Here is a 22,413-nt window from a genome sequence, read left to right on the forward strand (position 1 = left end):
AGGGGTATTCATGAAGACCGCCAAGGACGTCTTGAAAGCAATCAAGGACAACGACGTCAAATACGTCGACCTCCGCTTCACCGACCCGCGGGGCAAGTGGCAGCACGTCACCTTCGACGTCAGCATGATCGACGAAGACATTTTTGCCGAAGGCACGATGTTCGACGGCTCCTCGATCGCCGGCTGGAAGGCGATCAATGAATCCGACATGTGCCTGATGCCCGACCCGGTCACCGCGACGATCGATCCGTTCTTCGCCGAAACGACCATGATCATCACCTGCGACGTGCTCGAGCCGACCACCGGCGAGCCGTACAACCGTGATCCCCGCGGCATCGCCAAGAAGGCCGAGGCGATGGTGAAGTCGATGGGCGTGGGCGACAGCGTGTTCGTCGGCCCCGAAGCCGAGTTCTTCGTGTTCGACGACGTGCGCTACAGCTCCTCGCCCTACAACACCGGCTTCCGCCTCGACTCCTCGGAGCTGCCGACCAATTCCGACACCGAGTATGAAGGCGGCAATCTCGGCCACCGCATCCGCACCAAGGCCGGCTACTTCCCGGTGCCGCCGCAGGACTCGGTGCAGGACATGCGCTCGGAGATGCTCGGCGCCATGGCCCGCATGGGCGTCAAGGTCGAGAAGCACCACCACGAGGTCGCTTCCGCCCAGCACGAGCTCGGCATGAAGTTCGACACGCTGACCTTAATGGCCGACCAGATGCAGATCTACAAGTACTGCATCCACCAGGTCGCGCACATCTACGGCAAGACCGCCACCTTCATGCCGAAGCCGGTCTATGGCGACAACGGTTCGGGCATGCACGTCCACCAGTCGATCTGGAAGGACGGCAAGCCGGTGTTCGCGGGCAACAAATATTCCGACCTGTCGGAGACCTGCCTGTCCTACATCGCCGGCATCATCAAGCACGCCAAGGCCATCAACGCCTTCACCAACCCGTCGACCAACTCCTACAAGCGTCTAGTCCCGGGCTATGAGGCGCCGGTGCTGCTCGCCTACTCCGCGCGCAACCGCTCGGCGTCCTGCCGCATCCCCTACACCTCCTCGCCGAAGGCCAAGCGCGTCGAGGTCCGTTTCCCCGATCCGCTCGCCAACCCCTATCTCGGCTTTGCCGCGATGCTGATGGCCGGCCTCGACGGCATCAAGAACAAGCTCGATCCGGGCCCGGCGATGGACAAGGACCTCTACGACCTGCCGAAGGAAGAGCTGAAGCAGATCCCGACCGTCTGCGGCTCGCTCCGTGAGGCGCTCGAGAACCTCGACAAGGACCGCGCCTTCCTGAAGGCCGGCGGCGTGTTCGACGACGACTTCATCGACAGCTACATCGCGCTGAAGATGACCGAGGTCGAGCGCTTCGAAATGACCCCGCACCCGGTCGAGTTCGACATGTACTACTCGGGCTAAGGCCCGATAAGATCGGCGGATGACGACACCAGGGCGCCCCTTGCGGGGCGCCCTTTTCGTTGGTGTCGCAGTGCCGTGCTGGCGAATGCCAAGGCCGGCATGAGCGCCAGAACGGCGGTACGACATTCCGCCCAATGACGAATAGGGACAGGCGCAAGGAATAGATCGGGCCGGAATGAGTTTCTATCCCTGTGATCCACATGCATTGGGAGATTTCGAATGACCAAGCTTTCGATCTCGCGCCTCTTCCTGACCGCCGCAATCTCACTCGCGGCGATCTCGTCCGCCAGCGCGGCGCCTCCAACCAAGAGCGGCAGCAGCACGAAGGGCGACATCCTCACCGACAACAAGGGCATGACGCTCTACACGTTCGACAAGGACGTCGACGGCAAATCAGCCTGCAACGGTCCCTGCGCGACCAACTGGCCGGTCCTGAAAGCCGAAGCCAGCGACAAGGCCGACGCCAACTACACCATCATCACCCGGGACGACGGCTCCAGGCAGTGGGCTTACAAGGGCAAGCCGCTCTACACCTTCGCCAAGGACCAGAAGCCCGGCGACATCACAGGCGATGGCTTCCTGAACAACGCCTGGCATCTCGCAAAGCCCTGATCGCAGCCGCGCTCTCGCCACGCGCGGGACGAGCTGTACGGATTGGGCTTGGCCGTAGGAGACGGCCACTCTCGGAGAATCCGCCGGACGCGCCTGCGACCGGCGCCCATTGATGAGCGCTGCGTTGTCGTGGCTATCGAGAAATGCGGCAAGCTTTCCTGATGGAGATCTTGCCGCACCACCCCTGCCCCCAGCGCCCTTCGCCGGGCGCCTTTTGTTGGTGGCTGCTCATCTGCGATGATCCAACGGGACTCGTCCTTCGAGACGCTCGGCTATCGCCAAGCTCCTTAAGGATGAGGAGATGGAGGTCGCGCAAGGCCGCGGTTTCTCCTCATGGTGGGGAGCGCCCATGAGTCAATGAGATCATCCGACAGAAGTGCGCGCGCCGTCTCGAACCATGAGGCCCGAGGGCGCAACTCAGCCGCTATTTCTCGGGAAAGCTCACCACGATCTGCTCGACCACCGGTCCCCATTTGCGCAACTCCGCCTTGTCGGATGCGATGCGATCACCGATCGGATTTCCCTCGTGGTCGTCACTGCCGAAGCGAACGCTGACGGAGCATCCACCCGGCAAAGGACGGCTCAGCGTGCCGCCTTTCCAGTCGACAACGAAGCCGCCACCATCGGTGAAGAACTCGCGGATCAGAAACGGCCTGCCATTGATCTTCTGCACCTCGGCCAAGGTCGAGCCGAGCGTCACGCCGGCAACATTCCAGTGACTCGTCTTGGAGTCGATCAAGGTGAGACGTGACACCCGCTGCATCGTCTCGTCAGCAAAGCCGATCTCGATACGCCGGTCCGGCGCTTTTGGCGACAGCACGACGCCTTGATAAGTGATGTCCTCCACCCCGGTGAACAACTGGTCGTCTGTCACCGCCTCCTGGCCGTAGCGCTGCATCAGGCTCTTGGCGGAGTCCGTGACCGACACCGGCGAGGTGCAGGTGATCGGCCCATCGGCAGGCGGCGCGGGCTGTGCCCATACCGGCGCAGCCAGAAGCATCAACAACAAGCTCATTCGGCGCATGCTCGTCCCGGTCAGTCCTGCGACTATGAAGCCATCACTTCGCGGCGAAATTGATGCCGATCTCCGTGACGACGGGCGCGAATTTGACGAGCGCCGGATTGTCCGACGACACCTTCACGCCGTCGCCGGAGAGCGCGCGCGGCGCGTCCTTGTCTTTGCCAAAGCGCACCGTGATCGAGCAGCCGCCCGGCAACATGCGTCCCAGCGTGCCGTTCTTGAAGTCGGTGACGAAGCCGCCATAGTCCCAGCCGAAGCCCGAGACGACGAACGGCTTGCCGTTGGCCTTCTGGGCCGCGGCAAGGCTGGCGCCGATGGTGACGCCGCCGACGCTCCAGCGGCTGGTCTTTTCCGTATCGCGCAAGGTCAGCCCGGACACCGTCGCCATCTTGTCGTCGATGAAGCGGACCTCGACGCGGCGGTCCATCGCCCGCGGAAACAGCACGAGGCCCTTATAGGTCTCCCCCTCGGCGCCGGGCAGATTCTGCAGCACCGCCTCATCGCCATAGCGCTGCTTGAGACTCTGCACGGTGTCGGTGGCCGCCACCGGCAGCGTGTAGGTGATCGGTCCTTCGTTCGGCGCTGCGGTCTGGGCCAGCGCAGGAGCGGCGAGGAGCAGAGCTGCAGCAGTCAGGACGTGGCGCATCCGGGCTTCCTTGTGACGGGCTCACGATGAGGCGTCTCTGCAGCTTCGTCTGCCGCGCCGGAAATCCGGTTCAGTCCCGGCCTTCAGGATGACAGATGGCGCTTCTTGACCGCCGCCCCGAACGCCTCGAATAGCTTGCGATTGATCGGGTTCTTCTGCGGGTCATATTCGGCGTGCCATTGCACGCCCAGCGCAAAGCTCGGCGCGTCGGCGATGCGAATGGCCTCGATGGTGCCGTCCTCGGCGATGCCCTCGATCACGACGCGGTCGCCGGGCTCCAGGATGCCCTGACCATGCAGCGAATTGACCTTGATAATGTCGCAGCCGAGGATGCCGGCGAAGGCGCCGCCCGGCGTCAGCTTGACCTCGTGGCGATCGGCGAAGATGACGGTCGGATCGGGATGGATCTCACCATTCTCCAGCCGGGGCATGCGATGGTTCATGCGGCCGGGAATCTCGCGGATCTCCGGATGCAGCGAGCCGCCGAAGGCGACGTTCATCTCCTGCAGGCCGCGGCAGATGCCAAACAGCGGGATGCCTCTGGAGACGCAGGCCTCCGACAACTGCAGCGCGACCTCGTCGCGGTGGATGTCGTAGGGCTCGTGCTTGAGGCTCGGCTCGGTATTGAAGCGGGTCGGATGCACATTGGCGCGGGCGCCGGTCAGCACCACGCCATCGACGACATCGAGCAGCGCGGCGATGTCGGTGATCTCGGGAACGCCGGCAAACATCAGCGGCAGCGCGCCCGCGACCTCGGCCACGGCGCTCAGGTTGCGCTCGCCCACCATCTGCACGGTGAACCTATTCTCGACGCGATGGCTGTTGCCGATCACGCCGACCACCGGACGTTTCATTGCTTTCGTTTCTCTCCCTTTTGTCCGGCCTTCGGCTGCCGCATCCGCCAGTCCGGCAGGCACAAATCATGCCTGCGTCGCACGGCAGGATCAACATATGGCCACGCGGGTCCCCAATGCCAATTCCGGACACCCCCGCAAGCGTCCTGCAGCGCCCCACTTCCCCAAGCCTGCGCTTGATCCGCCAGCCGTTTTCGCCAATGTGTGGGGGCCGATCAGCACAGAGGATGCCTCATGACCGCCCCCGCCGACCCACGCCTCCAGGCCCGCAGCGACCTGGCCTGGGCCATTGCCGTGGGCGGCATCGGGGTAGCCCTGTTCATGGCCGGCATGGCCTTCACCTGGTATTACGCGGCTGCGATCTTCCTGCTGTTCGCGGGCATGCTGCTCGGCGTTGCGCTCAACGCGATGACCAGCCTGCTCGGCCGCGTGCTGCCCTGGCCGCATCCGGCGCGGCTCGTCATCGTCTGCGTTGCCCTCGCGGCCGTGCTCGTCGGCATCGTCTTCCTCGGCGGCACCACCATCGCGGACCAGGCCAAGGTGCTGAGCGATACGATCAAGTCGCAGCTCGGCAACATCAAGGGCTTCCTCGACCGCAACGGCATCGACACCAGCTTCTTCGACTTCAACGCCGCGAGCACGGCCACATCAGCTCCTGACGGCGGCTCGACCACACCGACCCAGACGGCGTCCCATGGCCTGCCGGGCGGCCTGCCCTCGCCGAGCGCGCTGGCCTCCTCCGGCGGCGCCATCGTCAGCCAGACCTTCAAGCTGCTGCTGGGCACCGTCAGCGCCGTCGGCAACTTCTTCATCGTCCTGTTCCTGGGACTCGCCTTCGCGGCCCAGCCGGCCGTCTACCGCAGCGGATTGCTTTTCCTGGCGCCGGCGAAGTACCGCGACCAGGCCACCGTGATCGTGGACCGCATCAGCTACACGCTGGAGCGCTGGCTGATCGCCCAGATCACGACGATGTTCGCGGTCTTCCTCGTCACCTGGATCGGCCTCGCCATCATCGGCGTGCAGAGCTCGTTCATCCTCGGGATCCAGGCCGGCCTGTTGGCGTTCATTCCGACCGTTGGCGCGATCATCGCCGGCGTCATCGTGGTGCTGGCGAGCCTTGCCTCCGGCTGGGTCGCGGCGGTCAGCGCCTTCGTGCTGTTCCTCGGCGTGCACGCGATGGAGAGCTACGTGCTGACGCCGCTGATCCAGCGCCAGGCGCTGGACATCCCGCCGGCCACGCTGTTTGCGTTCCAGATCCTGCTCGGCATCGTGTTCGGCGTCTGGGGCCTGACCCTGGCGCTGCCGCTGATGGCGATCGCCAAGGTCATGATCGACTATTTCAAGAGCGACCGCCGCACCGAGGACGCCGCGGCCGCGATCTGAGGCCCGGTCAGAGCCCGGTCAGCCGGCGGGCATCGCGGTCTCGACGAGCTTGGCCCAATAGCTGATCCCGTGCGGGATCACGTCGTCGTTGAAATCATACTCGGGGTGATGCACGCCGGCCCCATCGCCGATGCCCATGAAGACGAACGCGCCGGGCCGCGCCTGCAGCATGTAGGCGAAATCCTCGCCGCCGAGCCGGGGCGGCATATCGGTGATGACCTTTTCCGGCCCGACGACGCTGCGCGCCACGTCGGCTGCGAACGCGGTCTGCTCCGCGTGATTGATGACGACCGGATAGCCCCATTCATAGTCGATCTCCGCCTCGACGCCCATCCCGCTCGCGAGCGCCGTCACGAGGCCCTTGAAGCGCTCGTCCATCAAGCGGCGGATGTCCTCGTCGAGCGTGCGCACGGTGCCGCCGATGATTGCGGTCTGCGGAATGATGTTGTCGGCGGTCGTCCCCGCGTGAAAGCGCGTGATCGACAGCACCGCGCTTTCGACCGGATCGACGTTGCGCGCCACGATCGTCTGCAGCGCGGTCACGATCTGCGCGCCGGCGATGATCGGATCGACGCATTTGTTCGGCCGCGCGGCATGGCCGCCGAGGCCCTTCAGGCGCACCTCGAAGGTGTCGGCGGCGGCCATCACGGCGCCGGTGCGCGTCGCGACAGTCCCGAGCGGCAGGCCCGGCGCGTTGTGCAGGCCGTAGACCTCCTCGATGCCGAAGCGCTCCATCAGGCCGTCCTCGACCATGGCACGGCCACCGGCCCCGCCCTCCTCGGCCGGCTGAAAGATGACGATGGCCGTGCCGGCGAAGTTGCGCGTCTCGGCGAGATAGCGCGCCGCGCCCAGCAGCATCGCGGTGTGGCCGTCATGGCCGCAGGCGTGCATCCGGCCCGGAATCGTGGACTTGTGCGGGATGTCGCTGATCTCCTGCAGCGGCAGCGCGTCCATGTCGGCACGCAGGCCGATCACACGCTGCGACGGCTCGCGCCCGCGGATGACGCCGACGACGCCGGTCCTGCCGATACCGCTGACGACCTCGTCGACACCGAACGAGGCCAGCAGCTCGGCGACACGCGCGGCCGTCCGATGCACCTCGTAGAGCAGCTCGGGATGCTGGTGGAAATCGCGGCGCCAGACCTTGGCGTCTTCCGCCAGCTCGGCGGCGCGGTTGATGATCGGCATGACGGAGTTCCAGAAAATGAGGAGCGCGCCATGGCGACGCGCATGTCATCTCATTGCATGTCGAGCCGCAGCAAAAGACAAGCCACATTCGCTCATGCGATGCTGCGCAGGCTGCATTGCCGCAGCGATGCGGCCGCTCGAAATGCCTGAGCTGATCCTGCCTATGATCGAAGACCGCTCAGCTCGCGCGCGAGGTTGGCCCGCGCCTTCTGGTCGAGGGCAGCGGCAAAGCCCGCATCCGGATAGATCACGGGGCGCGCCGCGAACCGCTCCAGCACGGCCGCGCGCCCGGCGCGGTAGGCGTCGTCCGGCACGTGCGCATATTCGCGCCGGATCGCATCCGCATAGGCGTCGTAACCGGCCTCATCGGTGCCGAGAATGGCGAGATCGATCGAGACGAGCAGCGCGCCCAGCCGATCGCCGGGCGCGACATCGTGCGTCCGGGTCAGCCGGATCAGGCGTCCGACCTCGTCGCGCAGCTCGGGCGCGACGTGACGCTCGGCAAGGATGGCGCTCTGCTCCTCATTGTCGGAGCGCGTGGGATCATACACGACGTCGTGCCACCAGATCGCGAGGGTCAGGATCTCGCGGTCGCGGACGCTGAGGTCCGCGACGCGATCGAGCTGGGCCAGGCAGTCCCGGACGTGGCGAAGATCATGGTAGTGCCGTCCGGCGGCAGCGTAGGCTTCGACCAGATCGTCATGCGTCATGATGGTGTTCCGCGGCGAGCAGCGCTGGCGCGGCCTCAGCCGGCCGAAGTCAGCACCGTCTCGGTGTGCTCGACATCCGGAGGACTGGCAAAATACTGCCCGACCAGGCCGCGCCATTCGGTGAAGTTCTCCGAGCCGCGGAAATCGACCGTGTGGTTTTCGAGCGTCTCCCACTTCACCATCAGGCGGTAGCGCTGCGGCTTCTCGATCGATTTGTGCAGCTCGAAGCCGTGAAAGCCCTTGGAGCGGCCGAAAGCAGCGCGTGCTTTCGCGACCGCGGCCTCGAAATCCTTCTCCGTGCCCGGCTTCACGTCGATCTGGGCGATTTCCGTGATCATCTTCTGTCGGCCTCCCCTGGTGTGGGCCGCTTGTCTAGCCCAGACCTCGGGAGAGCGAAAGCCGCGCCTCAGCTGGACAACACCGCCTGTCCCGACTGCGGCAGGCTGGCAGCGGCGCGCTGGCGGCGGTAGCGGTCGAGCGACAGTGGCAGCTCCGCCGACGCTTCGACCCGGTTGCGCCCGGAACGCTTGGCCTTGTAGAGGGCGGTATCGGCGGCCGCGAGCAGCACGTCGAGATCGGTCCCGCCCGGCCCGCCGGCGACACCGATGCTGACGGTGGTGTCGACCGGCTTGTCCTCGCACACCACGCCGGAGGCCGCGAACGCCTCACGGACACGCTCGGCGGCGACCATGGCCTCTTCGATCGAACAGGGCAAAAGTGCTGCGAACTCCTCGCCACCGATCCGCCCCGAGAGATCGGTGAGGCGCAGATTGTTGACCACGACGTTTGCGAACAGCTTCAGGACCTCGTCGCCCTCGGCGTGGCCGAAGCGGTCGTTGATCGACTTGAAATGATCGATGTCAAAGATCAGCACGCTGACCGGGCGCTGCTCGCGCGCCTCGCGCTCGATGAGCTGCGCGGAGGACTCGGCAAAGCCGCGGCGGTTGAGCAGGCCCGTCAGCGGGTCGGTGGTCGCCGCGCGCTTGTGGGCGCTGACGATGCGCTCTGACACCAGCATGAAGATCACGAACACGGTGCCGACCGCATAGAGCACGAGCTCGATCGAAAAGATCGTGACCCAGGCCGCGGCGAAGGCGCCGTCGGAATCGCGCAGCATGTTGCCGAGCAGGATCGGCAGCATCAGGACGAAGCCGTGCATCACCGGCACGATCAGCGCCGGCCAGCGCTTGTGCAAGGTCCGCCGCCGCTCCTGCCACAGCTCGGCCGCGGTCAGCATGGCGTAGATCACGACGATCGCGGCGCCGATCGTCAGCCGCAGCGCCTGCGCCGACGCATCGAGCAGCATGCCGCTGGCGATCCAGACCGTCGCGCCGAGCACGAGCCCAAGCACGCTCGGCGGCTTGCCGTGGAACACGCGCGCGGCATTCCACACCATGGCGGTGGCGATCAGACCGATGGAGCTCAGGAACAGCGACACCACCTCACCATAGAGCTCGCCGATCAGCGTCCACAGCGCGATCGCGACGGCGCCGAGAATATAGGCCGCCCCCCACCAGCGCAGCGCCGGCGTGTTCTCCTGTCGACCGAAATGGAGCAACATGGCGCCAAGCAGCGCCGCGACCATGGTCGCTACGATGTCGAGCGTCATGCTATCAAGCGCCATCGATCACCTCGGTTGCTGCGGCGGCGCGGGAATTCAGGGTTAGCGCGGCCTTATCGCGATCAACCTAGCGGGCGGTTTGTTGGAAAGAGGTTTGCCTGGGATGCCAAGTTTTCTCGAAAAGCCCGGCGCAACTCGTCAACAAATTGCTGCGCAAGAAATCTGCAAACAGGATTCAAAAATGCCGAGGCAATCCGCGCGACCGCCCGCCCAGATTGCACACGGCACACACCCCTTCATTGATAGTTGTGCGCCCTCGCGTGCGGAATCAATGGTTTCCCGTCCTGCGGCGAACACTCATCGAAACGATAAGAAACCTTCTCAAATTTGAGATCATCTCTCCCTAACACGTCCCGACCGCGGCGCGATCCGCCGCTCGAGGTGGGGACGAGGATGTCTTTCGACGACGATTCATCGAACAACAAGCCGGCCGCAGGCCATCATCCGTCGCGCGGTCCGGAGCCGATGCAGGGCGTGGACCGCCGCACGCTGCTGCGCAACGCGATGGGCGTTTCGGCGCTCGGCCTCGGCGCCAGCCTGCTGCCCGGCCAGGCGGCGCACGCGCATTGGCGCATGCATCATCACCACCATCACGTCACCACCAGCTTCGCGCTCGCGGTGCTGCCGGACACGCAGTTCTATTCGCGCTATGCGACGTCGGAGGAAGGCCAGTCCTATCAGCGCCAATATGGCAGCACGCCCTACCCGGCGCAGACGCAGTTCATCGTCGACAACGCCGCGAAATACCACATCCCGTTCACGATCCATCTCGGCGACGTCGTCGACCAGTCCAAGCATCCGCAGCAATGGGCGGTCGCCGACGCCGCGATGAAGCTCTTGGAGAACGCCGGCCGGCCCTATTCGGTGCTCGCCGGCAATCACGACGTGCTGTCGGCGCTGGAGTTCGAAAGCGCGGCAAGCCAGAGCGTGGGCACCGATGCGCAGCGCGGTTCATCCGAGCCCTATCTCTCATGGTTTCCGACCAGCCGCGCGGCGAAGCAGCGGACCTTCCTGGAGCGGCATCCGAGCGGCTGGCACGAGGCGCATGTGTTCCACGCCTGTGGCGTCAGCTTCATGGTGCTGTCGCTGTCCTGGCGCGCCTCGGATGATGCCATCGCCTGGGCGCGCAGCATGATCGCGCGCCATCCGATGCTGCCGGTCATCCTCGCCAATCACCAGTTGCTCAACATCGCCAATGACGGCACGAGCCCGCTTGAGGTCGCCTACGGCCAGTATCTCTGGGACAAGCTGATCCGCAGCAACGACCAGATCTTCATGACCCTCAACGGCCACTATCATGGCGGCGCGCTGCTGACGAAGATCAACGACTTCCACAATCCGGTCCACCAGATGGTGGTCGACTATCAGATGGCCTATCAGGGCGGCAACGGCCTGATGCGGCTCTACGAGTTCGACTTCACCCGCAACAAGATCGACGTCGCCTCGTTCTCACCGTGGGTGGTCGCGAAGCCGAAGGACAGCCTCAAGCAGTTCGACCGCGCCTGGCTGACCGAGGACAATCACGAGTTCACCATTCCCATCGACTTCCGCCGCCGCTTCGCCCGCTTCACCAATTTCTGCCATCTGCCGGCCTTCGCCGGCACGCCGATCCTGCCGCGCGTCAAGCAGGATCTCTACGCCAACTACACCGAGGCACCCGAGCCGGTGGTGGTGCCGCCGGCGAACGAGCAGGACTATCCGCTGATCGCCGAGACGGTTGCGCATTGGCGGATCGCCTCGTCGGCGATCGGCAAGGCGGTGGCCGCCGGCACTGCACTGCCGGACCTCACCGCCGCCAACCCGATGCAGCGCGCCTCGCTCGCGGGCGCCGCCCAGGTCGCCGACGTCGTCTTCACCGCCGACAAGCATCGCCTGTCCTCGGCGCCGGGCAGCATGCAGTTCCTCAACACGACCAAGCAGGGCGCCGGCCGCTTCAGCTGGTTCACGACCGCGGCCAACGCGCCGATCAACGCGGCAACGTTCGCATCCGGCTATACCGTCGAAGCCTTCATCAAGATCGATCCGAACTGGAAAGCCAGCGACCACGCCTGGTGCAACATCCTCACCCGCTTCGGCAACCGCGGCTGGCTGCCCGGCTATGCCGGCGGCGACCCGGAATCGCCGCCGATCCTGTTTGCGATCTCGAACCTGCGCGAGGTGCAGTGGGAGATCGTACCGTCGAGCGCGACGCTGCAGCCGCAGACCGACTGGTCCGGCGAAATCATGCTCGACACCTGGTACCACCTCGCGATCGTCAACGATCCCAAGGACAATTCGACCGTGCTCTACATCGAGGGCGCGCCGGTCGTGCGCAGCGTCATCGGCGGCAACGGCCTCGCGAGCGTTGCGGCGAGCCAGCCCTGGGCACTCGGCTGCGGCTGGTGGGATCGCGCACCGGCGGACGGCTTCATCGGCAGCATCGGCGAGGTCCGCGTGGTGTCGAAGCCGCTGGCACCGAACCAATGGCTGACCGCGCGCCGCGCCAGCGCCTGATCCGCGCAGGCTTCACGCAAAACAAAACGGGCGCCCGCGAGGGCGCCCGTTCGTATTGAAGAGCAAGGGATCCGGCCGCAGCCGGGCCCAGGAGATCAGCGCTTCGAGAACTGGAAGGAGCGGCGGGCCTTGGCCTTGCCGTACTTCTTACGCTCGACGACGCGCGAGTCACGGGTCAGGAAGCCGCCCTTCTTGAGGACGCCGCGCAGCTCCGGCTCGAAATTCGTCAGCGCCTTGGACAGGCCGTGACGGACCGCACCGGCCTGGCCGGACAGGCCGCCGCCGGCGACCGTGCAGATCACGTCGTACTGGCCCTTGCGGGCGGCGACGACCATCGGCTGCTCGATCATCATGCGCAACACCGGACGAGCGAAGTAGACCTCGATGTCGCGGGTGTTGACGGTGACCTTGCCGGAGCCCGGCTTGATCCAGACGCGGGCGACCGCGTCCTTGCGCTTGCCGGTGGCATAGGCGCGGCCGAACTTGTCGACCTTCTTCTCATACTTCGGAGCGTCGGGAGCCGTGACGGCGCCCTTGAGCTGCGACAGCTGATCGAGAGACTGGATGCTTTCGGCCATCTTATGCGGCCCTCGTGTTCTTGCGGTTCAACTTGGCGATGTCGATCTTCTCGGGGTTCTGCGCCTCGTGCGGATGATCGGGTCCGCCATAGACACGCAGATTGCCCATCTGCACGCGGCCGAGCGGCCCGCGCGGGATCATGCGCTCGATGGCCTTCTCGATCACGCGCTCGGGGAAGCGACCCTCGAGGATCTGGCGCGCGGTGCGCTCCTTGACGTGACCGACATAGCCGGTGTGCTTGTAGTACACCTTCTGCTCGCGCTTGCGGCCGGTCAGGACGGCGTGCGCGGCATTGACGATGATGACGTTGTCGCCGCAGTCGACGTGCGGCGTGTAGATCGGGAGGTGCTTGCCGCGCAGCCGCATGGCGACCAGCGTAGCGAGACGGCCGACGACCAGACCCTTGGCGTCGATCACGACCCACTTCTTCTGGACCTCGGCCGGCTTTGCCGAAAAGGTTTTCATGAGAGATATCCGTGACAGGGAGATTGCGGCGCGGGTGACGCGCCGGACTGGTCGCAGCTTCTAGAGAAGCGCCCCGCATTCGTCAACGCCATCGGCGCAAAATTACGCCAACGAAAACATGGGGTTATAAATATGGTGTAATAATACCCTCGAAAACCTCACGCATTCGGAATGGAATAGGTGGCCGTGACGTGGGCGATCGGATCGGGCGATTCTCCTGACAGCAGCGTGACTTCGCCGACCGCCAGCCGCTTGCCGAGCTTGAGCAGCCGCGCCTCGGCCAGCACGTCGGCGCCGGCCGCGCCCTTGCGCAGGAAGTTGATGTTGAGATTCGTCGTCACCGCGAGCCCGACCGGGCCGATCGCCGACAGCAGCACCACGTACATCGCGAAGTCGGCCAGCGCCATCAGGGTGGGCCCGGAGACCGTGCCGCCGGGACGCAGCATGCGCTCGTTGAAGCGCTGGCGCATCCGGCAGCTCCGGCCGTCGGCGCTCTCGATGCTGATGTCGCCGCCAGTGCGGAAGGCCTGGGGAAATTCCGCGTGCAGGAACGCTTCGAGTTCCGCGATGCTCATCTTCGCCGTCATGTCTCCCCCTGCTCTGTCGCGTTGCCTTCTGTTACATTAGCCGCGATCCAGCGCCCAAACGGAAATCGCCAACCGGAAATCGCAATGTCCGCCCCTGCCCTCGCCAATGCTGCCGACGCGCCGATCCTTATGCGCGAGATGGTCGGCCCCGTTGCCGTGCTGACGCTGAACCGCCCGGCGCAGCGTAACAGCCTGTCGGAGCCGCTGATCGCGGAGCTGCATCAGGCGCTGGCCGAGATCGGTGCCGACAAGGCCGTGCGCGCGGTGGTGATCGCGGCCAATGGTCCGGCATTCTGCGCAGGTCACGACCTCAAGGAGCTCACCGCCCGTCGCGGCGATGCCGACCGCGGCCGCGCCTTCTTCGCCAAGCTCATGAACGCCTGCAGCGCGATGATGCAGGCCATCGTGCATCTGCCGAAACCCGTCGTCGCCTCCGTGCAGGGCATCGCCACCGCAGCCGGCTGCCAGCTGGTCGCGAGCTGCGATCTCGCCGTCGCCTCCGAGCGCGCGTCGTTCGCGACGCCCGGCGTCGACATCGGCCTGTTCTGCTCGACGCCGATGGTGGCGCTGTCGCGCAACGTGCCGCGCAAGCAGGCGATGGAGATGCTGCTGACCGGCGAGCCGGTTCCGGCGGAACGCGCCCGCGACATCGGCCTCATCAACCGCGTGGTGGCAGCCGGAACGGAACGCGACGCGGCGATTGCGCTGGCACAACAAGTCGCGCGCAAATCCGCCTATACAATCAAGCTCGGCAAGGAAGCATTCTACCGCCAGGCTGAGATGAGCCTTGCCGACGCCTATCGTTATGCGGCAGAGGTGATGACGCAGAACATGCTCGCCCGCGACGCGGAAGAAGGCATCGGCGCCTTCATCGCGAAGCGGACTCCGACCTGGCGGGATGAGTGACGCCCGCCGCTCTCTCCTCCGTCATTGCGAGCGCAGCGGCGTCTCCGCCGAAGCCTGCAAGGCGAAGGCGGACGCAATCCAGAGTTCCACCCGAGCCCCTGGATTGCTTCGTCGCGGAGCCTGTCATCGGGCCGCGCGTTCGCGCGGACCCGTTGGCTCCTCGCAATGACGGCATCAATAACTTCGTCATTCCGGGGCGATGCGAAGCATCGAACCCGGAATCTCGAGATTGCTGAACTCAGCTCGGGATTCCGGGTTCGCCCTTCGGGCGCCATGGAATGACGATGCCCGATATAACTAATAGAAACGTGCCCCCATGAATCACGACACCTATCCCGACGACTACATCCGCGGCATCCTCAACGGCGTGAAGGTGATCGCGATGGTCGGCGCCTCGCCGTCCGAGATCAGGCCGAGCTTCTTCGCCTTCAAATATCTGGTGCAGCGCGGCTACGACATGATCCCGGTCAATCCCGGCCATGTCGGCAAGAGCCTGATGGGCCGGCCTTTCGTCGCCTCGCTCGCCGACATCAGCCGTCCCATCGACATGGTCGACATCTTCCGCAGCTCGCAGCACATCATGCCCGTGGTCGACGAGGCGCTGAAGCTGCAGCCTTTGCCGAAGGTGATCTGGATGCAGCTCGGCGCGCGTGACGATGCGGCGGCCGAAAAGGCCGAGGCCGCTGGGCTGAAGGTCGTCATGAACCGCTGCCCCAAGATCGAATATGGCCGGCTGTCGTCGGAGATCTCCTGGATGGGTGTCAACTCGCGCACCATCAGCGCCAAGCGCGCGCCGATCCCGACCCAGGGCATGCGGCTGTCGCTGAACCGCACCAGCGTCGGCGGCGGCACGACGGCAGCGGCCGACCGCGCCGCGAAGGACAGAAGCGATCCCTCCTGACGCATCTGCGAAAGGATCGTGTCGCGACGACGGCGCGACACAGCAACGCATTTCAAATCCGACTGATTATCGCCGCCAGCCTTGACGGCATCCTGGCTGGTGGCAAATGTCCTCCGCCGGGATGACGCGGAGGCGCTCGACGGCGCGCTATCGACACCGTCTCCCATCATCGATCCCTGCATCAGCCGGCGCCGCTGCGCGAGGGATCAAGCCAAGAGGAAACATCATGACCGACCGTGCCCCGGGATTTGCCACCCTCGCCATTCACGCCGGCGCCCAGCCTGACCCCACCACCGGCGCGCGGGCGACGCCGATCTATCAGACCACGTCGTTCGTGTTCAACGATGCCGACCACGCCGCCTCGCTGTTCGGGCTGCAGGCGTTCGGCAACATCTATACCCGCATCGGCAACCCCACCAACGCCGTGCTCGAGGAGCGCGTCGCAGCTCTCGAGGGCGGCACCGCCGCGCTGGCCGTGGCCTCTGGCCATGCCGCGCAGGTCGTGGCGCTGCAGCAGCTGCTGTCCCCCGGCGACGAGTTCATCGCCGCGCGAAAACTCTACGGCGGCTCGATCAACCAGTTCACGCATGCGTTCAAGAGCTTTGGCTGGAACGTGGTGTGGGCCGACACCGATGACGTCGCGAGCTTCGAGGCGGCGGTGAGCCCACGCACCAAGGCTGTATTCATCGAGTCGATCGCCAATCCCGGCGGCACCATCACCGACATCGAGGCGGTCGCGCAGGTGGCGCGCAAGGCGGGCGTGCCGCTGATCGTCGACAACACGCTGGCCTCGCCCTATCTGATCCGCCCGATCGATCACGGCGCCGACATCGTGCTGCACTCGCTGACCAAGTTCTTAGGCGGCCACGGCAACTCGATCGGCGGCGTCATCGTCGATGCCGGCACCTTCGACTGGGCCGGCAGCGGCGACAAATATCCGATGCTGACGCAGCCGCGACCCGAATATCACGGCATTCGCCTGCACGAGACGTTCGGCAATTTCGCCTTCGCCATCGCCTGCCGCGTGCTGGGCTTGCGTGATCTCGGACCGGCGCTGTCGCCGTTCAACGCCTTCATGATCCTGACCGGCATCGAGACCCTGCCGCTGCGCATGCAGAAGCACTGCGACAACGCCAAGGCCGTCGCCGAATATCTCAGCAAGCATCCCGGCGTGGCCTCGGTGAACTACGCCGGCCTGCCCGAGGACAAGTATTACACGCTGGCGCGCAAATACTGCCCGAAGGGCGCCGGCGCCGTGTTCACCTTCTCGCTCAAGGGCGGCTACGACGCCGGCGTCAAGCTGGTGTCGAACCTGAAGCTGTTCTCGCATCTCGCCAATGTCGGCGACACCCGCTCGCTGGTCATCCACCCGGCCTCGACCACGCACAGCCAGCTCGACGACGCCGCCAAGATCAAGGCCGGCGCCGGCCCCGACATCGTCCGCATCTCCGTCGGCATCGAGGACAAGGAAGACCTGATCGTCGACCTCGAGCAGGCGCTGAGCGCGTAAGGCGCGTTTTGCTCTACGGATCGCGCCGCGCGTCGACATGCGGCGTGACGAGCGCATCCCTCACCACGTCATGGCCGGGCTTGTCCCGGCCATTCATGTCTTTGCCCCGGCAATGACGACGTGGATGCGCGGGCCGTCGCCGCGCCGAAGGGGCTTCGGCCCCGCAGGCGGGACAAGCCCGCGCATGACGAGTAACTGACAGCTGAGGCAGCAAGCAGCCCCGAAAACAAAGAGAGCGCGGGCGGCCCCCTGGGCTTCCGCGCTCTCCTTCGTCCCACGGCCGGGCCGTTGCCGGCTTCTCGGACCGCGCCCTCGTTAACTCCAGGTGATCATCTCATCAGCTGCAACAGGCGCGCGTGCATCTGGCCGGCCAGAGGCAGCGCGGAGGACGCGATCAGCCGGCTCGCCGACAGCGCCTGCAGGCCGGCGGCGCCCTCGTCGATGGCAGCGAGTTCAGCGTTGACTGAGCCGGTCCGTGATTGGAGATTTTGGCGCGCCGACGCCGAAAACATGATCACCGACATGCTCGAAACCTTCTGGTCTGAGACTCTGATGAAATGCAGCAGAGATTTTCGCGCCCGGACGCAGCGGCCGGGCTGCATTCGGCCGACCTTCAAAATCGCCGGCAGCAGTAAGCTTGCACCCGCAGAACTTAACAAAAGCTGAAAATGCCCGTCCTTCTACGGATGATTGCAGCCAACTGTCGGATGCCGGAAGGATTTCGTTAACCATACCCGGCTCATCCTGCCGCCCATGGAATCGCCTTCCGGACCCGCGTGAAAGCAGCGGTGGATGTATCGCGAAGCGCCGACGCCACCCGAACAGAAGTCGAGGAGAGCAGGATGCGAACGTTGGTGATCATGATGCTGCTGGCGGCCATCGCGGCGAACGGCGTCGTGCTCGCAGCCGACCTGCCGGCCGTCCACGACAAGATCGTGCACACCAAGGCCCGCCGCGCCGTGAGAGCGCCGCCGCCGACGGTCGTCGTCGTCAGGGACCAGGACTCGTTGATCTCCCCGATGTGGCCCTCGACGCCGCTGCTGTTCGGGCGCCAGGAGCTGCCCGGCTATTACGGCCGCGCCTTCTCCTACGACTACCAGGGCCCCTATTACGGCGGCGAAGGCTACACCAACTACATGTTCCGCCTGCCTTATGCCTGCGGCGTGTATGGGTATTGCTGAGCGGGGTGCCGTTGGCATGCAAGTAGCCCGGATGAGCGAAACGACATCCGGGACGACAAGGACGAGGTCCGCATACCGCCAAGGCTCGTACGGATGACCGCAATAGACGCCTATTTTGCGTAGGCACCGCCATAGCGCCCCGCGCGGATGCTCGCCAGGATTTCGGCTTCACGCTGCTCCTGCGCGCGGGCGGACTCGAGCAGTTCGGATGCGATCGCCGGCGCGAAAGCGACCACTCCGTCGGCGTCGGCAACCACGATATCGCCTGGCGTGACGATCATGCCGCCAATCGACACCGGCACGTTGATCGTACCCGGACCGTTCTTGTAGGGGCCACGGTGATTGACCGCACGCGCGAACACGGGGAAGTCGGAATTCATCAGCACGCCGGAATCCCTGATCGCACCGTCGACGACGATCCCGGCCGCGCCGCGTTCCCTCGCGATGGCGGCGATGATCTCGCCGACCAATGCCCGCGTCTCGTTGCCGCCGCCATTGACGACGAGGACGTCGCCAGGCGTAATAAGATCGAGCGCGCGATGAATGAAGAGATTATCCCCCGGCGCCGTATTCACGGTCAGCGCGATCCCGGCCATCGGCGAGCCCGTATAGAATGGCCGTAGACTGGCTGCACCAGGCAACCGCTGAAGGTTGTCGCTGATCACGGCCGTGGAAACGCTCTTGAACGCGGCGACGACCGCCGCATCGATCGGCGCACCAGGCTGCGCTTGTCCCTCACCCATTCTCGCTCCCCGTCTTGCACAGTCCAGAGCGTCGCTCGATGGCGCCCCGCCTCGGCGGTGTAGGACTCGTCTTGAATTCAGAAAACCGATAAATGGAGATATCGATCCATCTCTTTTTTGAATGCGAACATGGTCACCCTGAAGCAGCTAGAAGCTTTGAACTGGATCGCGGAGCTCGGCACGTTCGAACGCGCCGCAGCCAAGCTGAACACGACGCAATCGGCGATCTCGAAGCGCATCCAGGAGCTCGAGGCCTCAGCGCGCGTTCCGCTGTTCGATCGCAGCCAGCGCGGGGCTCGTCTGACCGAACGTGGCGAGCAGATCCTTGCTCTTGGCCGACAGATGTTGGCGTTGCAGGACCAGATCCTGGAGTTGAAGGACGGCCGGCAGTCACCGGCGCGCCGTCTGCGGCTTGGGGCGACGGAGCTGTCAGCGCTGACATGGCTGCCGCGTCTGGTTTCGGCCATTCGCGAAGCCCATCCGGCGGTGATGATCGAGCCTGAAGTCGAAACCTCGCGAAGCCTCTACGATCGGCTGATCGAGGGCAGCCTCGATCTCGTCGTCATCCCGGACGTCTTCTCTGACCCGGAGGTGACGTCAGTGCGGCTTGCCGAAGTGCAGAACGTGTGGACGGCGCGCCCCGGCCTGGTCAGAGCGCGCCGGAGCCTCGATTTCGACGAGCTTGGTCATCATACGATTCTGATGCAGGGCCGTCGCTCGGGCTCCGGCCTCTTCGTCAACAAATGGCTCGCGGCCAACGGCGTCTCCTTCAAGCGCGCCATCTCGGTCGACAATCTGACTGCGCTGGTCGGGCTCGCCGTGGCCGGCCTCGGCATCAGCTATCTTCCGCAACGCTGTTTTCGTCCTCTCTTCGAGCAGAAGAAGCTGGTCATCCTGCCCGTCAAGCCGACGCTGCCGGCCGTGCCCTATGCGGCCATGTATCGCAACGACAGACCCTCGGCCTTAGCGGCCGCCGTAGCGGATCTGGCGCGCCAGACCTGCGATTTCGGCCGTCAACTCGAAGGTTAGACCGGGCAGGTGAACCCGGCGACGACGCCCGGCGCGGCGATCCATCACCTCCAGGAATGAGAAAGAAGGCGGTTTTATCCCTTTTCATCCAGGCCGGACGCAGCGAGGCTGCATCGTCGCTGCGCGTGCAACGCTGCACGCGCGAAGAGGGTTGCTGCGAGGAGAGGCTTTGATGCGCATTTGGGGACTTCTGCTGACGGCAGCGCTCGCTGCAAACGCCGCCGGCGCCGAGGAACTGACGGGCACGCTGCAGAAGGTCAAGGAGACGAACAGGATATCGATCGGCTTCCAGGAATCGTCGGTGCCGTTCAGCTATCTCGACGGCAACCAGAAGCCGGTGGGCTACGCGCTCGACATCTGCGCCCGGATCGCGGAAGCGGTCAAAAAGGAGCTTGGGCTTCCTAACCTCACGATCGAAACCGTCCCGGTGACGTCATCCAATCGCATACCGCTGATGACGAACGGCACGATCGACCTCTTGTGCGCCTCCACCACCAACAACGCCGAGCGCCAGAAACTCGTGGCCTTTGCCAATACGCATTTTCTCAGCGCCACACGCTTTGGAGCCAAGAAGTCGCTCTCGCTCCAGACGATCGACGACCTCAGGGGAAAGACGGCCGTCGCGATCGCCGGATCGACCAATATCGCGCAGCTGAACAAGGTCAACGTCGAACGCAAGCTCGGCATCAACATCGTGCCGGCCAAGGATCAGGCCGAAGCGTTCCTGATGCTGGAGACCGACCGGGCTCAGGCCTATGTGCTCGATGACGTCCAGCTCGCGGTCGCCATCGCGCGGTCGAAGGACCCGGCGGCGTACATGATCAGCGCCGACGCATTCTCCAAGCCCGAACCTTTCGGCATCATGCTGCGCAAGGACGATGCGCCGTTCAAGGCCATCGCCGATCGCGTCACGGCCGAGCTCTATCAGAGCCCCGCCATTGAGGCGCTCTACAAGAAGTGGTTCGAGTCACCCGTGCCGCCGACCGGGATCAACTTCAACTACCCGATGCCGGCCCCCTTACGCGCGGCGTTCAAGTCGCCCAGCAGCAGTCCCGACCCGGACGCGTATGCGCCCGATTGAAGCTCGCGATATCCGTGCCAACAGCAACGGCGGAGACTAGCCTCATCCGCCGCAGTCGCCTGCGACGGACGGCCCTCGGCTATTGCCAAGATCAGCGGCGGCGGCGCTCCTGATATCTATTTCGCCGCCTTGATCCGCGCGATCTCCTCCTTGAGGAGCGTCGCGACCAGTTCGTTCAACGACGAGCCGCACTCGGCGTTCGAGAAGTCGTATTCGTTCTTCATTGGTTGAGAGCAGCTGTGATCTTGTTGATCCGCGCGCCAGTAACTCACTCCGCGGCCACGACGCGCACGTCGAGCTGCACGCATGTCTCTGCCTGCAACACGCCGATCACGCCAAGCAGGTTCTCGGCCGTGGGATTGCCGGATGGCCCTAACATGCGCATCAGGCTCTTCGACGGCCGCCCGAGCGCGTCGCTCAACGCCTCGAAGCCGATCGTTGCGTCGATTTACGCACGCAGGCCGGCGCGGCCGTCATCGACCTCTCCGCGCAGCAGCGCACTCACGGCTTCCTGGAACAACGCCTCGCGAAACGCCGGATCGCGGTCCGAGCGCGCCCGAACCGTGTCGCGGGAGTCTGGTCGCGAAGGCATCATGAGGTGCTCGCAGAAACTCCCAAAGAGCTATTTCGCAGCCTCGATCCGCTCAATATCCTCCTTGAGAAGCGTGTTGACCAATTCGGTCAACGATACGCCCCGCGCGCTGGCCAGCCCGGTCAGGTGATCGAGCACATCAGGCTCAAGATGCACCGGAGGCAGCATTCGCGCGCCCTTGCGAAAGAACTTGCCGCGTTCGGCGTTCGAGAAATCGTATTCATCCTTCATCGGATCACCCATTCTCGTAGGAGCGGATTTCGCGCCGGGTCGGCCGACGGACAGAAATGATGCGGATCGCTACGCGATCTGCCGCCAGCTCCATATAGGTATGAACGGCCAACAACAGCTCATGAGCAGCAATACGTCCCATGGTAACCCCTCGCCAGCGCCAGAGTCGTCGTCCAGCAGCGAAAGCGCCAGAGGGTCGCTGAAGATGCTCATCGCCCGCTCAAAGGCAACGCCGTGCTTGCGCAGATTGCTCTCTGCCTTGGCCGGATCCCAATCGAACTCGAATTGCATGGTCCGCCCCACCCGACGATGTCCGCGACACGCCACGCTTGCCAAACGACGCAAATCAGTTTATGTTCTCTTTTTGTTCCTGTCCAGCCGAGGGGCGCTTCCGGATCGTCCAGTTGCGTAGGGCAGGAATGCGGTGGACGTGGCGGGCCGTGCGCGGGCGTATGCTTGCGCGGACGAGCGACCTGTCACGGACGGCGAAGTCGCGTGGTCCTGGCGCCCCGACGCTGGCGCTAAGTTTCGTGTGGGTGCTCAACGCATCGCATGAGGTGACGGGGGCAAGACAGCCCGGTCCCCGGGGAGATCGCGTATAAGGTGCGCCGTGGAAAGGCGCGGTTCTTGAGAGGGTGAAAGTCCCTTCCGGCAAATGTC

At 64.9% G+C, this 22,413-nt stretch carries 26 protein-coding genes; 10 read left to right on the forward strand and 16 right to left on the reverse strand.

The window, feature by feature from the left end:
• Positions 1-10 precede the first annotated feature (10 nt).
• The gene (gene glnA / locus QW868_RS01845) at positions 11-1,420 is read left to right on the forward strand and encodes a type I glutamate--ammonia ligase (RefSeq protein ID WP_315738286.1); all 1,410 of its coding nucleotides are present in this window, start codon (positions 11-13) and stop codon (positions 1,418-1,420) included.
• A 219-nt stretch (positions 1,421-1,639) separates the two neighbouring features.
• Positions 1,640-2,032, forward strand: a complete 393-nt coding sequence (locus QW868_RS01850; protein ID WP_315738287.1) for a hypothetical protein — start codon at positions 1,640-1,642, stop codon at positions 2,030-2,032.
• 424 nt (positions 2,033-2,456) lie between these two features.
• On the opposite strand, the gene QW868_RS01855 is transcribed toward QW868_RS01850, so the two are convergent.
• The 3 genes from QW868_RS01855 to QW868_RS01865 all read right to left on the reverse strand — a co-directional run bounded on the left by QW868_RS01855 (position 2,457) and on the right by QW868_RS01865 (position 4,553).
• Positions 2,457-3,047: a hypothetical protein gene (locus QW868_RS01855; protein WP_410051273.1), complete on the reverse strand. Its 591-nt coding sequence runs from the start codon at positions 3,045-3,047 to the stop codon at positions 2,457-2,459.
• Positions 3,048-3,090: 43 nt separating this feature from the next.
• A complete protein-coding gene (locus QW868_RS01860) occupies positions 3,091-3,699 on the reverse strand; it encodes a hypothetical protein (protein ID WP_316229789.1) in 609 nt (202 codons plus the stop codon).
• 83 nt (positions 3,700-3,782) lie between these two features.
• Positions 3,783-4,553 (reverse strand): gamma-glutamyl-gamma-aminobutyrate hydrolase family protein, encoded by a 771-nt coding sequence (locus QW868_RS01865; RefSeq protein ID WP_316229790.1) that lies wholly within the window; start codon positions 4,551-4,553, stop codon positions 3,783-3,785.
• 234 nt (positions 4,554-4,787) lie between these two features.
• Between QW868_RS01865 and QW868_RS01870 the strand changes: the two genes are divergently transcribed.
• Entirely contained in the window at positions 4,788-5,936 is a 1,149-nt protein-coding gene (locus tag QW868_RS01870; RefSeq protein WP_316229791.1) for an AI-2E family transporter, read from the forward strand.
• A gap of 18 nt (positions 5,937-5,954) precedes the next feature.
• On the opposite strand, the gene QW868_RS01875 is transcribed toward QW868_RS01870, so the two are convergent.
• The 4 genes from QW868_RS01875 to QW868_RS01890 all read right to left on the reverse strand — a co-directional run bounded on the left by QW868_RS01875 (position 5,955) and on the right by QW868_RS01890 (position 9,458).
• A complete protein-coding gene (locus QW868_RS01875; RefSeq protein ID WP_315738291.1) occupies positions 5,955-7,124 on the reverse strand; it encodes a M20 aminoacylase family protein in 1,170 nt (389 codons plus the stop codon).
• Positions 7,125-7,285: 161 nt separating this feature from the next.
• Positions 7,286-7,834, reverse strand: coding sequence for a phosphohydrolase (locus QW868_RS01880; RefSeq protein WP_315798464.1), 549 nt, complete (start codon positions 7,832-7,834; stop codon positions 7,286-7,288).
• A gap of 35 nt (positions 7,835-7,869) precedes the next feature.
• The gene (locus tag QW868_RS01885; RefSeq protein ID WP_006611040.1) at positions 7,870-8,172 is read right to left on the reverse strand and encodes an antibiotic biosynthesis monooxygenase family protein; all 303 of its coding nucleotides are present in this window, start codon (positions 8,170-8,172) and stop codon (positions 7,870-7,872) included.
• A 68-nt stretch (positions 8,173-8,240) separates the two neighbouring features.
• The gene (locus QW868_RS01890; RefSeq protein ID WP_315738293.1) at positions 8,241-9,458 is read right to left on the reverse strand and encodes a GGDEF domain-containing protein; all 1,218 of its coding nucleotides are present in this window, start codon (positions 9,456-9,458) and stop codon (positions 8,241-8,243) included.
• 390 nt (positions 9,459-9,848) lie between these two features.
• On the opposite strand from QW868_RS01890, the gene QW868_RS01895 reads away from it, so the two are divergent.
• Entirely contained in the window at positions 9,849-11,948 is a 2,100-nt protein-coding gene (locus tag QW868_RS01895) for a LamG-like jellyroll fold domain-containing protein (protein WP_316229792.1), read from the forward strand.
• A gap of 95 nt (positions 11,949-12,043) precedes the next feature.
• On the opposite strand, the gene rpsI is transcribed toward QW868_RS01895, so the two are convergent.
• The 3 genes from rpsI to QW868_RS01910 form a co-directional block, all read right to left on the reverse strand.
• Complete coding sequence (rpsI, locus tag QW868_RS01900) at positions 12,044-12,526, reverse strand: 30S ribosomal protein S9 (protein WP_172109671.1); 483 nt, start codon at positions 12,524-12,526, stop codon at positions 12,044-12,046.
• A 1-nt stretch (position 12,527) separates the two neighbouring features.
• Positions 12,528-12,992 carry a 50S ribosomal protein L13 gene (gene rplM / locus QW868_RS01905; protein WP_315711511.1) on the reverse strand — a complete coding sequence of 155 codons (465 nt, stop codon included), beginning with the start codon at positions 12,990-12,992 and terminating at the stop codon, positions 12,528-12,530.
• A gap of 158 nt (positions 12,993-13,150) precedes the next feature.
• A complete protein-coding gene (locus tag QW868_RS01910) occupies positions 13,151-13,579 on the reverse strand; it encodes a PaaI family thioesterase (protein ID WP_315738295.1) in 429 nt (142 codons plus the stop codon).
• Between the two features lie 84 nt (positions 13,580-13,663).
• Between QW868_RS01910 and QW868_RS01915 the strand changes: the two genes are divergently transcribed.
• From QW868_RS01915 to QW868_RS01925, 3 genes are all read left to right on the forward strand, one after another.
• Complete coding sequence (locus tag QW868_RS01915) at positions 13,664-14,485, forward strand: enoyl-CoA hydratase (RefSeq protein WP_316229793.1); 822 nt, start codon at positions 13,664-13,666, stop codon at positions 14,483-14,485.
• A gap of 316 nt (positions 14,486-14,801) precedes the next feature.
• Positions 14,802-15,386 carry a CoA-binding protein gene (locus tag QW868_RS01920; protein ID WP_316229794.1) on the forward strand — a complete coding sequence of 195 codons (585 nt, stop codon included), beginning with the start codon at positions 14,802-14,804 and terminating at the stop codon, positions 15,384-15,386.
• 226 nt (positions 15,387-15,612) lie between these two features.
• A complete protein-coding gene (locus QW868_RS01925; protein ID WP_316229795.1) occupies positions 15,613-16,896 on the forward strand; it encodes an O-acetylhomoserine aminocarboxypropyltransferase in 1,284 nt (427 codons plus the stop codon).
• A gap of 329 nt (positions 16,897-17,225) precedes the next feature.
• Here QW868_RS01925 and QW868_RS01930 read toward each other — a convergent pair whose 3' ends face one another.
• On the reverse strand, positions 17,226-17,420 hold the full coding sequence (locus tag QW868_RS01930; protein WP_316229796.1) for a hypothetical protein: 195 nt from the start codon (positions 17,418-17,420) through the stop codon (positions 17,226-17,228).
• A gap of 318 nt (positions 17,421-17,738) precedes the next feature.
• On the opposite strand from QW868_RS01930, the gene QW868_RS01935 reads away from it, so the two are divergent.
• Positions 17,739-18,077, forward strand: coding sequence for a hypothetical protein (locus tag QW868_RS01935; protein WP_315750861.1), 339 nt, complete (start codon positions 17,739-17,741; stop codon positions 18,075-18,077).
• Positions 18,078-18,187: 110 nt separating this feature from the next.
• Here the strand turns inward: QW868_RS01935 and QW868_RS01940 are convergent, their stop codons facing one another.
• A complete protein-coding gene (locus QW868_RS01940; RefSeq protein WP_315738301.1) occupies positions 18,188-18,820 on the reverse strand; it encodes an RraA family protein in 633 nt (210 codons plus the stop codon).
• A gap of 129 nt (positions 18,821-18,949) precedes the next feature.
• Between QW868_RS01940 and QW868_RS01945 the strand changes: the two genes are divergently transcribed.
• Together QW868_RS01945 and QW868_RS01950 are read left to right on the forward strand one after the other, a co-directional pair.
• Positions 18,950-19,849 carry a LysR family transcriptional regulator gene (locus QW868_RS01945; RefSeq protein ID WP_316229797.1) on the forward strand — a complete coding sequence of 300 codons (900 nt, stop codon included), beginning with the start codon at positions 18,950-18,952 and terminating at the stop codon, positions 19,847-19,849.
• Between the two features lie 172 nt (positions 19,850-20,021).
• Positions 20,022-20,930, forward strand: a complete 909-nt coding sequence (locus tag QW868_RS01950) for an amino acid ABC transporter substrate-binding protein (protein WP_316175228.1) — start codon at positions 20,022-20,024, stop codon at positions 20,928-20,930.
• Between the two features lie 268 nt (positions 20,931-21,198).
• On the opposite strand, the gene QW868_RS01955 is transcribed toward QW868_RS01950, so the two are convergent.
• The 4 genes from QW868_RS01955 to QW868_RS01970 form a co-directional block, all read right to left on the reverse strand.
• Positions 21,199-21,351 carry a hypothetical protein gene (locus QW868_RS01955; protein WP_316229798.1) on the reverse strand — a complete coding sequence of 51 codons (153 nt, stop codon included), beginning with the start codon at positions 21,349-21,351 and terminating at the stop codon, positions 21,199-21,201.
• A gap of 27 nt (positions 21,352-21,378) precedes the next feature.
• The gene (locus tag QW868_RS01960; protein WP_316229799.1) at positions 21,379-21,522 is read right to left on the reverse strand and encodes a hypothetical protein; all 144 of its coding nucleotides are present in this window, start codon (positions 21,520-21,522) and stop codon (positions 21,379-21,381) included.
• Between the two features lie 30 nt (positions 21,523-21,552).
• Positions 21,553-21,753, reverse strand: coding sequence for a hypothetical protein (locus QW868_RS01965; protein WP_315738305.1), 201 nt, complete (start codon positions 21,751-21,753; stop codon positions 21,553-21,555).
• 69 nt (positions 21,754-21,822) lie between these two features.
• Entirely contained in the window at positions 21,823-22,044 is a 222-nt protein-coding gene (locus QW868_RS01970; protein WP_315775096.1) for a BrnT family toxin, read from the reverse strand.
• Between the last annotated feature and the right edge of the window lie 369 nt (positions 22,045-22,413).

It is taken from the genome of Bradyrhizobium sp. SZCCHNR1051 (assembly GCF_032489615.1).
GTDB lineage: Bacteria > Pseudomonadota > Alphaproteobacteria > Rhizobiales > Xanthobacteraceae > Bradyrhizobium.

What these genes read in the sequence shown, in the direction of transcription:
- QW868_RS01850 (WP_315738287.1), top strand. Translation starts at nt 1,640, where the DNA reads ATGACCAAGCTTTCGATCTCGCGCCTCTTCCTGACCGCCGCAATCTCA.
- QW868_RS01885 (WP_006611040.1), bottom strand. Translation starts at nt 8,172, where the DNA reads ATGATCACGGAAATCGCCCAGATCGACGTGAAGCCGGGCACGGAGAAG.
- QW868_RS01915 (WP_316229793.1), top strand. Translation starts at nt 13,664, where the DNA reads ATGTCCGCCCCTGCCCTCGCCAATGCTGCCGACGCGCCGATCCTTATG.
- QW868_RS01855 (WP_410051273.1), bottom strand. Translation starts at nt 3,047, where the DNA reads ATGAGCTTGTTGTTGATGCTTCTGGCTGCGCCGGTATGGGCACAGCCC.
- QW868_RS01895 (WP_316229792.1), top strand. Translation starts at nt 9,849, where the DNA reads ATGTCTTTCGACGACGATTCATCGAACAACAAGCCGGCCGCAGGCCAT.
- QW868_RS01935 (WP_315750861.1), top strand. Translation starts at nt 17,739, where the DNA reads ATGCGAACGTTGGTGATCATGATGCTGCTGGCGGCCATCGCGGCGAAC.
- QW868_RS01875 (WP_315738291.1), bottom strand. Translation starts at nt 7,124, where the DNA reads ATGCCGATCATCAACCGCGCCGCCGAGCTGGCGGAAGACGCCAAGGTC.
- QW868_RS01890 (WP_315738293.1), bottom strand. Translation starts at nt 9,458, where the DNA reads ATGGCGCTTGATAGCATGACGCTCGACATCGTAGCGACCATGGTCGCG.
- rpsI (WP_172109671.1), bottom strand. Translation starts at nt 12,526, where the DNA reads ATGGCCGAAAGCATCCAGTCTCTCGATCAGCTGTCGCAGCTCAAGGGC.
- QW868_RS01920 (WP_316229794.1), top strand. Translation starts at nt 14,802, where the DNA reads ATGAATCACGACACCTATCCCGACGACTACATCCGCGGCATCCTCAAC.
- rplM (WP_315711511.1), bottom strand. Translation starts at nt 12,992, where the DNA reads ATGAAAACCTTTTCGGCAAAGCCGGCCGAGGTCCAGAAGAAGTGGGTC.
- QW868_RS01880 (WP_315798464.1), bottom strand. Translation starts at nt 7,834, where the DNA reads ATGACGCATGACGATCTGGTCGAAGCCTACGCTGCCGCCGGACGGCAC.
- QW868_RS01925 (WP_316229795.1), top strand. Translation starts at nt 15,613, where the DNA reads ATGACCGACCGTGCCCCGGGATTTGCCACCCTCGCCATTCACGCCGGC.
- QW868_RS01945 (WP_316229797.1), top strand. Translation starts at nt 18,950, where the DNA reads ATGGTCACCCTGAAGCAGCTAGAAGCTTTGAACTGGATCGCGGAGCTC.
- glnA (WP_315738286.1), top strand. Translation starts at nt 11, where the DNA reads ATGAAGACCGCCAAGGACGTCTTGAAAGCAATCAAGGACAACGACGTC.
- QW868_RS01965 (WP_315738305.1), bottom strand. Translation starts at nt 21,753, where the DNA reads ATGAAGGATGAATACGATTTCTCGAACGCCGAACGCGGCAAGTTCTTT.
- QW868_RS01870 (WP_316229791.1), top strand. Translation starts at nt 4,788, where the DNA reads ATGACCGCCCCCGCCGACCCACGCCTCCAGGCCCGCAGCGACCTGGCC.
- QW868_RS01860 (WP_316229789.1), bottom strand. Translation starts at nt 3,699, where the DNA reads ATGCGCCACGTCCTGACTGCTGCAGCTCTGCTCCTCGCCGCTCCTGCG.
- QW868_RS01970 (WP_315775096.1), bottom strand. Translation starts at nt 22,044, where the DNA reads ATGCAATTCGAGTTCGATTGGGATCCGGCCAAGGCAGAGAGCAATCTG.
- QW868_RS01910 (WP_315738295.1), bottom strand. Translation starts at nt 13,579, where the DNA reads ATGACGGCGAAGATGAGCATCGCGGAACTCGAAGCGTTCCTGCACGCG.
- QW868_RS01940 (WP_315738301.1), bottom strand. Translation starts at nt 18,820, where the DNA reads ATGGGTGAGGGACAAGCGCAGCCTGGTGCGCCGATCGATGCGGCGGTC.
- QW868_RS01930 (WP_316229796.1), bottom strand. Translation starts at nt 17,420, where the DNA reads ATGTCGGTGATCATGTTTTCGGCGTCGGCGCGCCAAAATCTCCAATCA.
- QW868_RS01960 (WP_316229799.1), bottom strand. Translation starts at nt 21,522, where the DNA reads ATGCCTTCGCGACCAGACTCCCGCGACACGGTTCGGGCGCGCTCGGAC.
- QW868_RS01865 (WP_316229790.1), bottom strand. Translation starts at nt 4,553, where the DNA reads ATGAAACGTCCGGTGGTCGGCGTGATCGGCAACAGCCATCGCGTCGAG.
- QW868_RS01950 (WP_316175228.1), top strand. Translation starts at nt 20,022, where the DNA reads ATGCGCATTTGGGGACTTCTGCTGACGGCAGCGCTCGCTGCAAACGCC.